At 52.6% G+C, this 14,359-nt stretch carries 14 protein-coding genes and 1 pseudogene; 13 read left to right on the top strand and 2 right to left on the bottom strand.

Annotated elements, in window-relative coordinates:
* Nucleotides 1-521 precede the first annotated feature (521 nt).
* The 5 genes from DOCECA_RS11470 to DOCECA_RS11450 all read left to right on the top strand — a co-directional run bounded on the left by DOCECA_RS11470 (nt 522) and on the right by DOCECA_RS11450 (nt 5,872).
* Entirely contained in the window at nt 522-803 is a 282-nt protein-coding gene (locus tag DOCECA_RS11470) for a hypothetical protein (protein WP_445572006.1), read from the top strand.
* A 52-nt stretch (nt 804-855) separates the two neighbouring features.
* Entirely contained in the window at nt 856-1,926 is a 1,071-nt protein-coding gene (locus DOCECA_RS11465; protein WP_445572005.1) for an ABC-three component system protein, read from the top strand.
* A 3-nt stretch (nt 1,927-1,929) separates the two neighbouring features.
* Nucleotides 1,930-2,361 carry an ABC-three component system middle component 2 gene (locus tag DOCECA_RS11460; protein ID WP_445572004.1) on the top strand — a complete coding sequence of 144 codons (432 nt, stop codon included), beginning with the start codon at nt 1,930-1,932 and terminating at the stop codon, nt 2,359-2,361.
* A complete protein-coding gene (locus DOCECA_RS11455) occupies nt 2,361-4,178 on the top strand; it encodes a hypothetical protein (RefSeq protein WP_445572003.1) in 1,818 nt (605 codons plus the stop codon). The genes DOCECA_RS11460 and DOCECA_RS11455 overlap by 1 nt, the downstream gene beginning before the upstream one ends.
* A gap of 575 nt (nt 4,179-4,753) precedes the next feature.
* Nucleotides 4,754-5,872, top strand: coding sequence for a hypothetical protein (locus tag DOCECA_RS11450; RefSeq protein ID WP_445572002.1), 1,119 nt, complete (start codon nt 4,754-4,756; stop codon nt 5,870-5,872).
* A 461-nt stretch (nt 5,873-6,333) separates the two neighbouring features.
* Here DOCECA_RS11450 and DOCECA_RS11445 read toward each other — a convergent pair whose 3' ends face one another.
* Nucleotides 6,334-6,648 carry a DUF7693 family protein gene (locus DOCECA_RS11445; protein WP_445572001.1) on the bottom strand — a complete coding sequence of 105 codons (315 nt, stop codon included), beginning with the start codon at nt 6,646-6,648 and terminating at the stop codon, nt 6,334-6,336.
* A 231-nt stretch (nt 6,649-6,879) separates the two neighbouring features.
* Here DOCECA_RS11445 and DOCECA_RS11440 point away from each other — a divergent pair, with 231 nt between their 5' ends.
* From DOCECA_RS11440 to DOCECA_RS11410, 7 genes and pseudogenes are all read left to right on the top strand, one after another.
* On the top strand, nt 6,880-7,347 hold the full coding sequence (locus tag DOCECA_RS11440) for a hypothetical protein (RefSeq protein ID WP_367862165.1): 468 nt from the start codon (nt 6,880-6,882) through the stop codon (nt 7,345-7,347).
* Nucleotides 7,348-7,358: 11 nt separating this feature from the next.
* Nucleotides 7,359-8,318, top strand: a complete 960-nt coding sequence (locus tag DOCECA_RS11435; protein ID WP_367862164.1) for a hypothetical protein — start codon at nt 7,359-7,361, stop codon at nt 8,316-8,318.
* Nucleotides 8,305-8,979 (top strand): hypothetical protein, encoded by a 675-nt coding sequence (locus DOCECA_RS11430; RefSeq protein WP_445572000.1) that lies wholly within the window; start codon nt 8,305-8,307, stop codon nt 8,977-8,979. The genes DOCECA_RS11435 and DOCECA_RS11430 overlap by 14 nt, the downstream gene beginning before the upstream one ends.
* 102 nt (nt 8,980-9,081) lie before the next feature.
* Nucleotides 9,082-9,217, top strand: a pseudogene (locus DOCECA_RS11425) (AAA family ATPase); the annotation flags it as partial.
* Nucleotides 9,218-9,249: 32 nt separating this feature from the next.
* Nucleotides 9,250-9,456, top strand: coding sequence for a tetratricopeptide repeat protein (locus DOCECA_RS11420; RefSeq protein ID WP_445571999.1), 207 nt, complete (start codon nt 9,250-9,252; stop codon nt 9,454-9,456).
* A 12-nt stretch (nt 9,457-9,468) separates the two neighbouring features.
* Nucleotides 9,469-10,323, top strand: coding sequence for a hypothetical protein (locus tag DOCECA_RS11415; protein WP_367862161.1), 855 nt, complete (start codon nt 9,469-9,471; stop codon nt 10,321-10,323).
* Between the two features lie 1,216 nt (nt 10,324-11,539).
* Complete coding sequence (locus DOCECA_RS11410; RefSeq protein ID WP_445571998.1) at nt 11,540-12,529, top strand: hypothetical protein; 990 nt, start codon at nt 11,540-11,542, stop codon at nt 12,527-12,529.
* Nucleotides 12,530-12,571: 42 nt separating this feature from the next.
* Here the strand turns inward: DOCECA_RS11410 and DOCECA_RS11405 are convergent, their stop codons facing one another.
* Nucleotides 12,572-13,657 (bottom strand): hypothetical protein, encoded by a 1,086-nt coding sequence (locus DOCECA_RS11405; RefSeq protein WP_445571997.1) that lies wholly within the window; start codon nt 13,655-13,657, stop codon nt 12,572-12,574.
* A 117-nt stretch (nt 13,658-13,774) separates the two neighbouring features.
* On the opposite strand from DOCECA_RS11405, the gene DOCECA_RS11400 reads away from it, so the two are divergent.
* Nucleotides 13,775-14,269 carry a hypothetical protein gene (locus DOCECA_RS11400; protein WP_367862158.1) on the top strand — a complete coding sequence of 165 codons (495 nt, stop codon included), beginning with the start codon at nt 13,775-13,777 and terminating at the stop codon, nt 14,267-14,269.
* The last annotated feature ends 90 nt before the right edge of the window (nt 14,270-14,359 follow it).

Below are 14,359 nucleotides of genomic sequence, written 5' to 3'. Positions count from 1 at the left end.
GCCTGGCGCAGCCGCTCTGCAAGAATTAATGACCATAGTGTAATTCCGACAGAGTCGCTTTGCGATCGAGGTTATTCCTATTGCTCGCCCTGCTTGTAGCCATGAAGCTCCGGACGCTGCCAACTACTCCACTGATTTGAGCTAGATCTTTTCAATGTTCGGGGCGTACCAGTCCCTCCAATTCAATCTAGGACTACCTAGCCACCTGGGATGGTTCGATGAAGGAATAGACTGAACTGGGTAGGAGTACTTATGTGCTCCATTCACCAACACTGGCTGATAACGATCCAGGTTCCCCAAATCTGAAGAAAGCGATATTATTGCGCCATCAAACAAGGACGCGGCGAGGATTCATCCTCTCGAAAGCAGGGCACGGCTGGAGCCTCAGCATGGATCAGCGGAACCATCAATTTTCGATACAGCTTACCAATGGGTTCACCCCGAGTGAGACACTCAGGGTGGCTTCGTTGCGCCTGGAATTCATGAGAAAAATTTCTTCTTAGCCTCTTAGGAACATCTGCATGAGTGAGCGTCAACAGGAATATGCCTTTCACCCCGCTGATTTAGTCGAATATGTGAAGGATAAGCCTATCGGTGCAGCACGTGCTGCGTTGACGATGGTGCTGGAGGAAACTGATGTTTATCCAGATGTTGTAATTGGTGAGCTCTCAGAGAATATGGAGTTTAATCAGCACCTCCTGAAGCAACTCTCTGAAGCGTTAAGGAATAACCCAAAAAAGATTATCAGTGGCATGCCGAATCGCATAAAGGGTGTCCAATTTGAGCGCGAACTAGGAATATGAATTTTCTTACCTATTTCGTGGGCTCTAGAATACTTGGGAAGGAATATAGCCAATGTCTATAGGTGAAAATTCCATCGAGCTCCCACTGGAGCCGGAGTTCATGCCAACAGCTCTCGACGCTCAGAAGGGACAACCAATTCAACCCTTAGATCGTCTAATGATTATGTCAGCAGACGAGTGGGAGGTTTTCACCTTAGAGCTGGTTTACCACCTAGGCAAGGACTATGAGGTTGTTACACGCTGCGCTGGCGCGGGGGACAAAGGCCGTGACATCATCGGTCGATTTTCGAATGGCTGGGATAACTACCAATGCAAACATTATGGCGAAAAACTAAACGTCGCCGATGTTGTCGCGGAGCTTGGCAAGTTAGTCTACTACAGCTGGAAAGGCGATTACACGCTTCCACGTGAGTATCGCTTCGTAACGCCGAAGGGCTGCAGCTCTGACTGTATTGATATGTTAGCCAACAAATCCCGCATAAAAGTAGAGCTCATCAGTCGATGGGATAAATCTTGCCGAGACAAAATCACGAAGACTCAGTCCATCCCGCTAGAGGGGGAGCTGCTGAACTATGTCAACGAAATTGATTTCTCGTTTGTCGATGAAATGTCCTCACTTGACCTCGTGGAGAGACACTCCAAAACGCCTTATCACTCGATGCGTTTTGGGACTTACCATTTAAAGCGCCCTCTGGTTAAGAAGTCCGCCCCGGAAGCGATCGGCGACAATGAAAGAATCTACATTGAAGCCCTTTTAGACGCATTTTCCGATGAGAAGGGCGTCAAGTATTCATTGGCAGATATTAAGACCACTGGATACAAAGAAGACCTAGATCGAGCACGAATCAATTTTTTCAGCGCTGAGTCCCTAGAAATATTCTCTCGCGACGCATTTCCTACTAGGTGCTATGAAGATCTCAAAGACGAATGCCACGAAGGTATTCACAGTGTTATCCGTCAAAAGCACGATAACGGTTATGATAGGTTCCTCGCTGTGAGTACACAGGCCGCTAATCTTCCCTACAGCGCTCATCCATTGTTCCATTACATTCAGGCTTCCGATCGGAAAGGCCTGTGTCACCAGCTAGTGAATGATCAGAAATTTAAGTGGATCAAGGGATAGGTTATGAACTCGAAGGATTTGTTTAATAGCCCCGTAGAGAGTGGGGCAAGAATCGCAATCCTGCTTGCTGGACTTGATTGCGAGATCGATTTAGACGAAATTATATTTCTGGATTACGCGGCGATTTATAGCGATGATTTCCAGGGCGGCCCGAGCTTGCACCCTATGCTTATGAACCGTCTTGCCGAGCTTGTCCGCAGACGAGAGGTGTTCCCGGGCGCTATGAAGCTTTTCACTTCAAAAGGAATGATCACCTCCAAAGTGAATGAGCAGGGGGTACGCTATGGCATTACACCAGCGGGGCGCGAGTTCGCGGAAAAGCTATCCACTGAGTACCATACAGATTTTCGGCGGCGTGTTTCATGGGTGAGTAACAATATTGACTATCTCAGCACCCAGCGCCGCACCATCTACAAAGTTGACAGGGCAATCTAATGTTCATTGAGAGTGTTATCGTTAGCGGCCCTGATCTTCCAGACGCTGCAGTTTACTTCACTAAAGGCGCCAACGTTGTACAGGGCGGATCTGACACCGGAAAGTCCTACATCGTTCAATGTATTAAGTTTGCGCTCGGGTCGTCGAAGCCCCCAAAACCGATAGAGGTCTCAAAAGGCTACACCACGGTTAGTGTGAAATTCGAGAACGACGACGGAAGCACGTTCACCATCGAAAGGCCGCTTGCAGAAAACTCTAAAGCGACACTGATTGACGAACAGGGCAAGGTTTCAGTCCTGGGCACCAAGCACAGTGCCAATCACAAATCGACGCTCTCTAGTCATTTTCTGGACAAGCTGGGACTTGATGGGAAGCTGTTGCTTGTGGGCTCTGAATCGCTGAGAAGCGGCGCTTTCTCTCTTCGTGACCTTGAGAAAGTTTTTCTGATCGATGAGTCGAGGATTGTCGCCGAATACTCTCCATTGGGTACTGGCCAGGTCATGGAAAAGACCAAAGAAAACTCGATTTTGAAGCTGCTACTAACAGGTCGGGATGATTCAGCAGTTAAGTCAGCCAAAAAAGACTTGGAGTCAAAAGGAGCCCTGAAACATAAGGTCACGGCTGTCGAAGAAATCATCAGCAAGTTTTACCCAGGCGAGGATTTCGCCCAACTCCTTCAGCTCCAGAAGTTGAATTCGTTTAACCATCAGGTCACCGGCCGGTTGGAGCAGGCAGAGGCAGATCTGAAAAGCGCGTTCCAGTCGAGTGAAGGCCTATTTCAGCAAAAGGCCCTCAATACCTCCGAACTGGAGCTCGTCGACGTCAAGATAGCTGAAGACAAAGCCCTTCTTGGTCGATTCGACATGCTTGGCAAAAAGTATGAATCTGACCGCCAGCGCCTTCTCGGGATCGAACAGGCAGCGGTTCTTCTGGATGCATCCGACTCAATGCTTTGCCCAACCTGTGGCAATCACTTCGACTCTGAGTCTTGCACGGCCAATGTCGAAGACATCAAGAAGGGCGTTACCTTTGAGCTGAACCGTATCTCCCAGAACATCCAAGAGCTTGGGGAAGCCCAAGGCGCCTTATCAGCCGCCATCGAGAAAAATACCTCCAGTGCGCTGTCGATCAAGGCAGCCATTGGCGTGCTGGAGAAGCAGATCGCCGCACAGCTTGAAGAGTCAGTGCAGGCAGTCAGCGACCTCAAAGAGCTCTCATCGAGTATCAGATTCGACCTTTCCACCATGGATCAACGAGTCGCTGATAAAGCCAAGCTCAGCGACGAACTGAAACGGCTAGGGGCTTTACTGCTCGAAGAGCAAGCAGGCTACACAGCAGAAAGCTTTGAAGAGGCTGTGACACCTTTGGTGGCGGAAATTCAGTCTATCTTGGAACGCTGGGGTTTCCCTGGCTACCTCCCAGTCGACTTCGATTTCAAGGCAAGAGACATCACTATCGGTGGCAGCGCCCGTGGTAATTTCGGGAAGGGCTATCGCGCCGTCGCCTTCTCTGCATTCGTGCTGGGCTTGATGAACTTGCTAAAGCTTTCAGGACGCCATCCTGGTTTCGTCGTGTTGGACTCGCCGCTGACTACCTACAAGGAAGGGGATGACCAGCCTGAAGATGAGGCCGATGCCATCACCGGCGACCTGATTTATGGATTCTATCGAGACATTGCAGATAGCTTTAGGGACTCGCAGATCATCATCTTCGAGAACAAAGAGCCGGATCCGTCTGTGATCCCGATGCTCAATTACCAGCATTTCACGAAAAATCGGAACAACGGTCGATATGGTTTCTTCACATTGAGGGACTAAGCACCTTGCTCCCGTAGTGATTGATCACCACGATGCGACGTGGTGGTTGATCCAGGGGCCGAGCAGGCAGACGTCAAGCGGCGCCACCTCTGCCGTCTTCGCGAAATAAGCACAGGGTGGTGTCTTCATGTAGGGGGAATACCTGGATTCCCCATTAAACAGCGTCCTTTCCTTCGCTTTTCAGCCACAGGGTGATCCTTAGCGATCAGCCGTGACGTTTGAAGCGGGGAGGGAAGCCGCAGAATACCGTCCCACTGTATTCTTGAGTCAGTACCCAGCTTGCAGTGCCCGCTGACCCTTGTTCGCAAACTTCCTTCCTGGATCATCACTCCCTCAACCTACTGCTGCCGCGAATTCTTGAACTGCGACCAAGTGACGTCATAGCGCGTGTGGTAGCCGTGAGAGCGCAATTTACTGAAGGTTTCGGAGTAGGGCGTGAAGTAGTACACCAGCTCCTGGTGATGAGCTTGGTGAACACCGATCCGATAGCCGATATAGGAGCCAGGTACCAATGTACCTTGGTGCGAGTCCAGCTTAGAAATTCTCCTTCTCGTCAGGTCGCTCAAGGAGACCGCATGTATAAGAACGTGAGTTTTACGGCTCGCGAGCTATTCGATCGAGCCTGGTCTACGCCGGTTCTGAGGCTGGCGCGGGAGATTGGTGTTTCAGATGTCGCGCTGAGCAAGGCATGCAGGAAGGCTGGCATTTCACTGCCGGCTCGTGGACATTGGGCCAAGCCCGCCGAGAACCGCCCCAGCAAGCCCGCTCCGCCGAACTCTACCGAGCTGATTACGTTTCGCGTATTGGACAGGACGATGCTACCTCCAGCGCCGCCCAAACCGCCCAGCACTCCCAAGCTAGAGAAACTCAGTGTGCCGGACAAGTTAATAGACCCCCACCCGCTGGTGCGTAAATGGCTCCAGACGGTCAGGGCTGCGAAGGATGTTGAAGGACGGGTGGAGCTACGGCGCGAGCGGGTGTTGTATACCCGTATTTCGCGTGACATGGTCGATCGCGCTGCATTGCTTCTGGACGCCTTGATAAAAGACAGCTCAAAACGCGGATGCATTTGGACGGTGGATGATCACAACCGAACCACGGTAACGTTCGACGGGGAGATGGTTTACGTGACCCTGCGAGAGCGTATTGCAAAAGCAGTGAAACCTTCGCCACCCCCAGAGCCCCAGCCCAAGCGGCGCCGGATGCGTGAGCCGGTGATGTGGTTGGGGCGACGGGAAATCTACGTCTATAGCTCGACTGGAGAATTGACGCTGATTGCTCAAGAAAAGCCAGACGTAGGGTCGCAGAGGAGCTGGACAGACAGTAAGACGGGCCACCTGGAAGACAAACTTCATCAGTTCTGCACAGGTCTCGCCAAAGTAATAGAGCGGATGAGGGCGTATCGGGCGAGCATGGAGGAGTGGCGCCGTCAGCGTGAGAGTGAAGAAGCCATTCGACGCCAAGCCATCATGAAAGCAGAGCACCAGCGAGCGCTGCAGCTGCGTTTAGTGGAGAACATGGAGAAGTGGGAGCAAGCGGTACGCCTGAGAAGGTTCATTGATGCCGTAGCAGCTGGCATTGGCGAGGTCAGCGAGGAGGAGGGGCGTCATGTGAAGGCGTGGGTGGAGTGGGCGAGGGAGCACGTCGATGTACTCGACCCTCTGGGCAAAGACGCCACCACCTCGCTTGACTGAGCAACCCAGAGGGCCGCTGCTCTTTTGAAAGAGCGCTCATAGGTGGCGCCCTCAGGCGGCCGAGCTTGCTCCGCGCCTGGTTAGGATGATTGTCGGAATGGCAAGTCAGATTGACTGTAAACCACTTTTTCACACTGTAAACCAAGCTGGTTAACAGTATAGAAAGCAGGTTTACAGGTCTACGATTGGCTTCGGTTCACGGGTGGCTTGGCGGGCCGGCTAGCATCGCCTATCTGCGAAAGAGCTCCAGTACCGACTCATCGCAATCCGCAGCATCTGGTCGCAAAGCAGTCGACGACAATCAATGCTAGGCACAACCTCATGCCACGAGCTGAGATACAGCCAGAAAGAAGCGATCTTGCACGGCTCGTGCCGGCGAAGGGCAAACACCGATGTTCAAACTCAGGTCGGCGCTGCTACAACACCCGCTAGCGCAGCCTCGGCCGGTCTCCCATGGCCGACTACGCGACGCCCAACAGCTTTTCCAGCTGCGCATGTTCCCAGGTGCTCAGCAGCTCTACAGGATCAGTGCTGTACGACTGCATCGAGTCGAAAACGTAGGCTCGCCCCTCTGGGCTGTAACAGCTGTCGCAATAGTCAAGCGTGTCGCAGTCGTTATAGAACGTGAGCACCCAGCCATCGGCCTCGACTGTCATCAAACCGCAGTAGATTTCAGGCCACGACTGCTGACCTAGTCGTCTCATGCTACGAACCCCGAGAGCGATGTCCCGCAGGATCTGATAAGCCTCGCGGGCTGTCAGTGGTTTTGCTTCCAAAAGAACGGTACCTGTATCTGGGTGTTGTCGGTCTATTCGTGTCCGACCTGGGCTGACCGAATGGTAAATGAAACCTTGCGTGTTGAGCGTGTTGCGAGGGCATCACATGGAGTGTTGGGCTGCGAAGGAACGCAACATACCGGCCCAAAGGTGCTCAGCAGGTACGTACATGACGAATCGCTCAGTTCTCCGTAATATGTTGGCACAACGCCATACAGGAGTTTCAGCGTAATGCCTACAGCCTCCATCCCCGCATCTAAGGCAGTTTCCCCCCTGCTCGCAAGAAACGCTGTGCCAAGAACAGGTACCGATAATCTGCCAGGCTATTACTCGACTCAGCACGATATGTGGGTTGTTGAGACACCTAATGGTACTCAACCCGTTATTGCTCGTGGAGCGCTGGACGAGCTTCTCACCAAGACGAAGGTCAATAGCGAAGAGGATGACGACTCGTTCGTGACGCTCGAAACGCTCACAAAAACATACTCCAAGCCCGAAAGTGACGACGATCTCACCTCCAATGGGCAGGCCTCTCATCTGCTCCAATTGATGACCAAGACTGATACGGTGATCGAAGAGGATGACCCGGGCGACAGCTACGCCATGCTGGAGCTGATGACCAAAACCGAGGCAGAGCTTGAGCACGATGATCCAGGGGATATGCAATTTGGCCTCGATGAGCGCTTTTACCTGGATTGAGGCTTTCCACCATGTTTCTACTGGTCACTAATCGCCGCGACATAACGATGGACTTCGTCGTCGCAGAGCTCCAACGGCGAGGCTTGCCTTATTTCAGGCTTAATACTGAACTGCTCCCTCTGTCCCGAAGCACGTTGGGCGTGAGTGCCATGGATGATTGGGCAATTGAGCTGGAAGGGAAACGAATTACGGGGCGTGACGTTACCGCTGCCTATTTTCGCAGGCCTGGCGCGCCACAAGCACCTGAGGCAGTCTTGGACGCGGGTGAGCGTGCCTACATTGAGGCGGAATGGAGCAGCTTCCTGAAGAGTCTCTATTTCCGATTGGAGGGTTGCTGGTTCAGTGACCCTACTCAGATCTTTCTGGCTGAAGATAAACCGCGACAGCTCCTAATTGCGCGGCATCTCGGTTTCAATATCCCTGATACCGCCATCACTAACGAGTTGAAGCCAGCCGAGTTACTGACAGCAGAGGGAAGGGCAATTGGGAAGCCTCTGCGGCAAGCGGTATTGCCGGGCGCGCTGGAGAAGGTGATGTTCACCTCACGGCTGCAGCCATTGACCGAAGCAGATGCGCCAGCCCTTGGCCTTGCCCCGTTGATCATTCAGGCTGAAGTGCCAAAAAAATATGATGTTCGCGTCACTGTCGTTGGCGCTCAGGTATTCGCCACTGCCATCTGGTCTCAGGATAACGAAGAAACCGAAGTTGACTGGCGACGGGGTAGCCGCCCTGACTTACGACACGAAGCTATTAGCTTGCCCGATCGAGTGGCTGCTCAATGCCGAGAGTTGGTACACCGTCTGAACCTGCGGTATGGCGCTATTGATCTGGTGTGCGACACAGATGAAAAACTGTGGTTCTTGGAAATCAATCCAAACGGTCAGTGGGCCTGGATCGAAAATCAAACCGGATACCCAATTGCTGCGGCAATCGTTGATGAGCTGGAGGTGATCCGAAATGGCCCGCTTTGATAGGCAGTTGTTTTGGCCGACCCTGGCTCCACCTACGCCTGAACAGGTTGTGGCAAATGATCAAATGCGCGCCGGATGGAAAGCATCCGTCAACAACGGCAATTGGGATCTGCAGAGCGAAATAGCGCTGGAAGAGGCGCGCCGGATGTACGACGCCGAACAGGAGCGTCGTAAAGGTGCTGACACGAAAGCAGGGGTCTATCTTGCGGCAGTAACCGCACTTATCCCGGTGTTGGTGTCGTTATTGCCGACCCTTTGGAGCGACAAGACCAGTAAAACCCTTGGCGCCGTGTCACTGGCGGTGTTTGCGCTTGCAGTGGCGTATGTCCTTCGAGCGGGGTACAGCGCGTTCTGCGTACTGCGCGTGAGCAATGCCCACACGGTGGGAGCCGCCGACATTTCGCGTTGCTGGAGCACGCAACAACCCGCCGCGAGCTTGGCAAAGTCTATCGCTATCACAGTCATCGAAAACTACCCGGGCACCAACGCCAAGGTGAGCCATATCAAGCTGGCGCATGACTACCTCCTGCGAGCGTTTTTCGTTTTCACCGTGCTGCTGGCTGTACAGGCATTGTGGCCTTGCGCGGCATGGGTGGTAGAAGAGATTGCCAGGCTTATGGCACCCGAGGTGAGACGACCGTTAATGATGTGCTTTTCCTGACCAAGCACTGCAAACGAGCAGACCTGACTCTATGTCACTGTGATAGCACAGGTGGCGCGGCTCAAATCCGGCTATCTAGCAATTTATGAAGAAGGGATGCTCATGTATTTACGTACGCTGGACGTTCAGGGATTCAAGTGCGTTGGGGAGACGTTCTCGATCGACCGTCCATGACGGCCTGAACGTTCTGATCGGAGAAAACGGGGCCGGCAAGACTGGCGTCGTCAGCGCGAAAAGGTCTTGGGGGAGGGCGACCTGACAGACGAGCGCATGCTGGAAGTCCTGACCGCTATACAGCGTGCCCGTACACTCGGTGCAGATGAAAACCCTGCCTTCCAAGGGCTTGCACACAAGCAATTGGGCCAGCTTGCCGAAGCACTCCAGGTCTATGAGGAGGCGCTGGCTTTGAATCCATTGGCTTCTTCCGGGAATGGCCGATCCTACTGTCGTAACTATCATCCTCCACGATTCAAGTAAGGTTGAATAACATTGAGCAGTTCCTACACCAAGATCCTTGATGAAAAACAAGCTAAAGACTCCGCCATTCAGGCTCTGTTCGGCGTGACCCTGGTGGTCTTCGTCATGTTTTGCATCGCAATTTCATGTAATAGCGGCGATGATCCTGAACCCGAAAAATTTGCCATTTTTATGTGTGGCGTCTTGCTAGGCTCGATTTATGTGTTCTTGGGCTTGGTAGAAGTCACTTTAATGCATCGCATCATGAATCTGAAATCAAGCTTGTTGTTGTGGGCCTTCTTCGTGGCATGCCTAGGCTACGTCGCTAGGACAAAGGCATCAGTGGACATCAACACCATATTCCACATGGAAGCCAACGCTTTTCCGATGACCTTGATAGCAGCCACTTTGTTGCATATGATCAACTCTCTGTTTTGGTTTTTCTTTATCTCAGGAATTGTGTGCTTCCTTCTGACCGGTAGCTCGGCCATGGAGGGGCTTCATCGTGGCAAAGGGGCCATGCTCATAACCTGCCAAGTCGTGACAGGGCTAGCATTTATGATCATTGCTTGGTTTTCGTATTTCAAGATTGACAAAGAGGGTGCGAGACATCAAATAATTTACAGAGTCGCCCACTCCGTAGATTTCAATACACACTCTCCCTGTGCAAATATAGACAGCTCCACGGCAGGCATGGTGTTTTTGGATGCCGACAAGCGCTTGGCTCTAATTGCCCCGACCATAGACGAGTTTGCAGGGTTCGAGTGGAGAATAGTGCCTTATCTGCGCTCGGTTCCTATTCCAGAAAACTTCAAGACCGTTGCATGTGAATATTCGGTCTCAAGCGAAAACCCGACAGCGGCTTGGAACATCGAACGGCATCAGTAGAGTATTTTTTGGTTTGAGCCTGGTCGGTCACTGCATTTCGCGGCCGGCCAAAGCTTAGAGCTAGGCTCGGCGCTAGGAGGTGGGGCTTTGGCCCCCATCGCGCATCATTCCGCCACGCAGTGATTGACCGAGCTCCTGGGCGTGCGAGTGGTTGCAGAGGTTATGGGTTGTGCTCAGGACGCAAGTCCATCTAGAAATCTGTTAGGCGCGTAACGCGGAGTCGAACGTTTCAAGGGCATGTTGGAACCAGTGTGAATCAGTTGCCTCTACGCCGTTCTTATGAGTTTTACCATCCCCTCACCGTGCGTTCGCACCACCGTCTTATCGAATACCGACTAGAGGAGGGTGCGCACTTGCCGGCAGGCCAACCTGAATGACCTCGCAGACTTAAGCAAAAGCGCCAGGTTATTCAAAGGCTCTCCAGCGTGGTTCAAATGCATGCAAGCACTGTCGCTGCGTGAGAGCAGCAAGGCCAGTCTGGCAAACAACGGGCGTGGAGCCGTAGCGAAGGGTGATGAGTGTTTTCTTCAATTTATAACCCAAACCTGAAAGACTGACGCTATTGCGGCAGCCAACACCTACCGCGGCGCGGTTGGGGAATAAGAGTTAAATACACTTAGTAGACTAATTTCTTTGCGCTCGAACAATGCGGTGGCAATGCGTTGATTTTCGGATGGTTTGCCATGACTTCAGGAAAGTACACTAAGTAGACTGTTTCATTAACTGAAATTTAATTGAATCAACCTAATTTGTGCCAGGCATAAGGAGACCTCACTAGTTGTGCTGAGCCCTTCTGGATATATAGCGAAAGCCACCTTGACAAGCCTTGCTATTGATCTACCCTCAAGACCGCGACGGGAAAATCAAACTGTCCACATAAACTCGGCAAGTACAGGGCTAAGATTAGATGAAAAACCATCAGAAAACCAGGCAAGTCAAAGGCTTGAATTTCTCAGGGAGGTCGGTAGAAAAAGAATTCAATAACCTTAACAGCGGACAAGCATTCAAATACCGTCATTTTGGTCAAAGGAGGCAGATGACCTTGGATAATGCTGGCGACCTTGCCACGAAAAATTTCGTGAAACTTCTTTTGGCTGAAACCAGAAGGAAGCGATAGCGATCCTGTCAGCGAGCGCATTTGCCCTCGCCCAGTAAACGGCGGGCGAGACACTATGTTGCGCCTAAGCTTTACTAATCAAGCTCAAGAGGCGATCCCATGCACACTTTTATGGAGGCACCAGTAATTGAGATGGGCCCCTTGGGAGTTATGGCGTATGAAAAGGATCGCGCGACAGAAATTGGCCGCCCGATATTAGTTTTCATGATTGACCCGATTTGTGGGTGTGTTATTCGTGAAGCGTTAAGTACATCCCGGAAACCGGCCGATGCTTTGATAGAGGCCCTGCGATCATGGCCGCCGTCAAAATCGGAGGTCGGGAAACTAACGGTTATGGCAGCAGGCTTTGGAAAGGAGTTGCGTGCCACCGCCGTTACGAGGGCCGCTAGAAGCGCAGGCTATGAAATTCAACATGGGTGCCTGCCTTGTTCGGGCACTGTGGAACGTGTTTTTTCAAACTTAACCCGATGGTGCGAGATGAGGTCAAGGCCGGGGCTAAAACTAAACAGCAAGCTCACCCTTGTTGAAATGCGACAGATCGTCTCGATCTCCGCTGCTATGTATAATCAGCGAAAATGGAGTATTACGGATCTCAACCAGGCAACCAATGCCCATAAGCCCCCTGGCTCCGGCATCCCACTTTTAGTTCGTAGTCTCTATTTCCGTGTGCAGCAGTCTTCCCTGAAGCACGGGTTCGACACTGAACAGGTGAGTTTTATCTGGCGAGCCGCGAGCTCAGTGTATTCTGTCCAAGAGATATCTTCGACGTTTGAAGGCATATTGGAAAAACTCTCATCGACAGAAAACTATCACGATTGCCTACGAGTTGATCCCATGTCGTTCTATTCAGCCTTTAATCAGCCAGAGGTTATGCTTGAAGGGAAGGGCGCAGTCGCAATAAGAACGCTGGCACATCTTAAAGTACAACGCGATCAACGGGCATTCCTCTGGTTTCCTGGCATGGATTGGAATTGTTCAGCCACCTCATGGGTCGACTTTACCTACGCACTATTGGAAAAGCTCGTAAAAGATGAACTGGTAACAGATACACTTCGTTGCAAGCTATTCGCGCGAGATCTTGGCCTGTAGTGCCAACAGCTCATTGTAAACAGCCGAATTCGACTGGTCGATTCAGGGCTTCACCAGGATCAGCTCGTCCTCTTCCGCTAGCGGATTTACATAGAGCTGGGGTATATGAGCCTCATCGGGGTATTTCATCTCTAGCTGCGTGGTGGCCCTATCAAATGCTTCGCGAACGTCCTGTCCGAAACCGATCGACGCGTAGAATCGCGCCGCGAAGTCTTTTGCTGCCACATCGGCGATAGCGCGATCCATGCCAATAGCGGCGAGAATGTGCTCGGAGCATTGCTGCGCCAATTCATGGGAGTGGCAGCAGTTGAACACGGCGACCTTTAGGTATCGCTTGCTTCCGACAACCGCGCGCAGCATCCCTTGCAACGGCACCACGTGGGGCTCACCGGTCGGTGTCTCCACCACTAGGTGTCCACCAGGGGTGCCATGCCCACTGAAGTGAATAACAGCAGGCTCGCTCTCATCCAGAGCTTGAAGTATGTCCTCAGCCTGCACTGCCCAGTGCGAATCTACCTTTAGGGCGTCGCGATGTTTCGACGCGCGAATATGGGCGTTTACCTGACGAATCTCGTTCTGCAGATCCAACGCTTTCTGAGATTTACGGCCGGGATCAGCACCGAAGAACAGAATCTGGATTTGCTCAGGCAGCTCCTGGAGCTTCGCCAGCTCCCGTTCAAGCTCATCAGCACGAGCCACTTGGTAGGCCAGGCCGACTTGAAGAGAACCGAGCTGGCGATTCTGCGCCTGGGCGTCCTGAAGAGTTTTCCGTTGAGCACGCGCCTGCTCAGCCTTGAGCTTACGAGCCTCGTTAATCTGCTCACGCTCCAGGGCCTTGTCTAGCCGCTGCTGATCGGCAGTGAGGCGAACCATCTCACGGTTAATATCAGCGACGATTTTTGCAGCATCGGTCTCGGCCTTGGCCCTTTGACCGTCGTACCGTTGAGCCTGCTGTTGCTTTGTTTTGGCGGTCGCAGCAGACTGAGCCCGGGTTGCATCCACCGCGGCCTTCCGTGCGGCTTCACTATGCTTTGCCGCTTCATGGATTTTTCGCGAATGCGCCTCTCTCAGGCGAGCGATTCGCTGCTGGTGGCCACGCACCAAACTGCGATAGTGATTTGAGCTCATGACTTTCCCTCAGCCCCATGGCTTTGTAGCGGCAGCTTGGCTTATCAGCGCTTCGCTTGACCAGTAGTTTTGAGACTCGCCGACCTTCAAATTGAAGGCGGCCAGACGGACACATTCATGGACGACACCCTGGCTTACCTGAAAGATCGCTACAAGGACGAGCAGGCCCGGTTCGATCACTTCGAGAACAAATGCGCTAAGTTTCTGACCGCTGTTTCGGTGGTGATCGCCGCATTGACGGCGCTCGTCAGCGCCAAGGGGAGGGTGCTCTTCACCCTTGACGGCCCTTGGGACTTCATTGCGCTTGGGTGCTTTTTTGCTGCAGCCTTCTGTGTAGTGTGCTCCTGGGGCCATGCCCTGAGCGCTCTGAGGATTCGGGACTGCCCAACGCTGCCATACAGTCGTCAGACTGTAGAATGGATGAAAGCTGCTGATGCACCAGATCACCAGCAGCATGTCTACAACTGCTACATAGATACGTTGGAAAAGCTGAAGTCGGCCATCGACGAGAAATCCATACCTCTAGATTTTGCCTACAGTGAGATGGTCTACGCCGCTTGGGCGTTGTCGCTGTTGGCAGTAATCAGCATCGGCAAGGAGCTATTTGTATGAGTAACGACCAGAAACCCAAGAATCAGGAAAACAAGACACCACCGCCGCCGACCACTGAGTATCACCGACGCTCCGAGGAGCGCCCGGTGA

This window comes from Pseudomonas sp. E102 (assembly GCF_052660185.1).
Note: the sequence above shows the minus strand (reverse complement) of the source record. Positions and strands in the feature narration are given on the sequence as shown.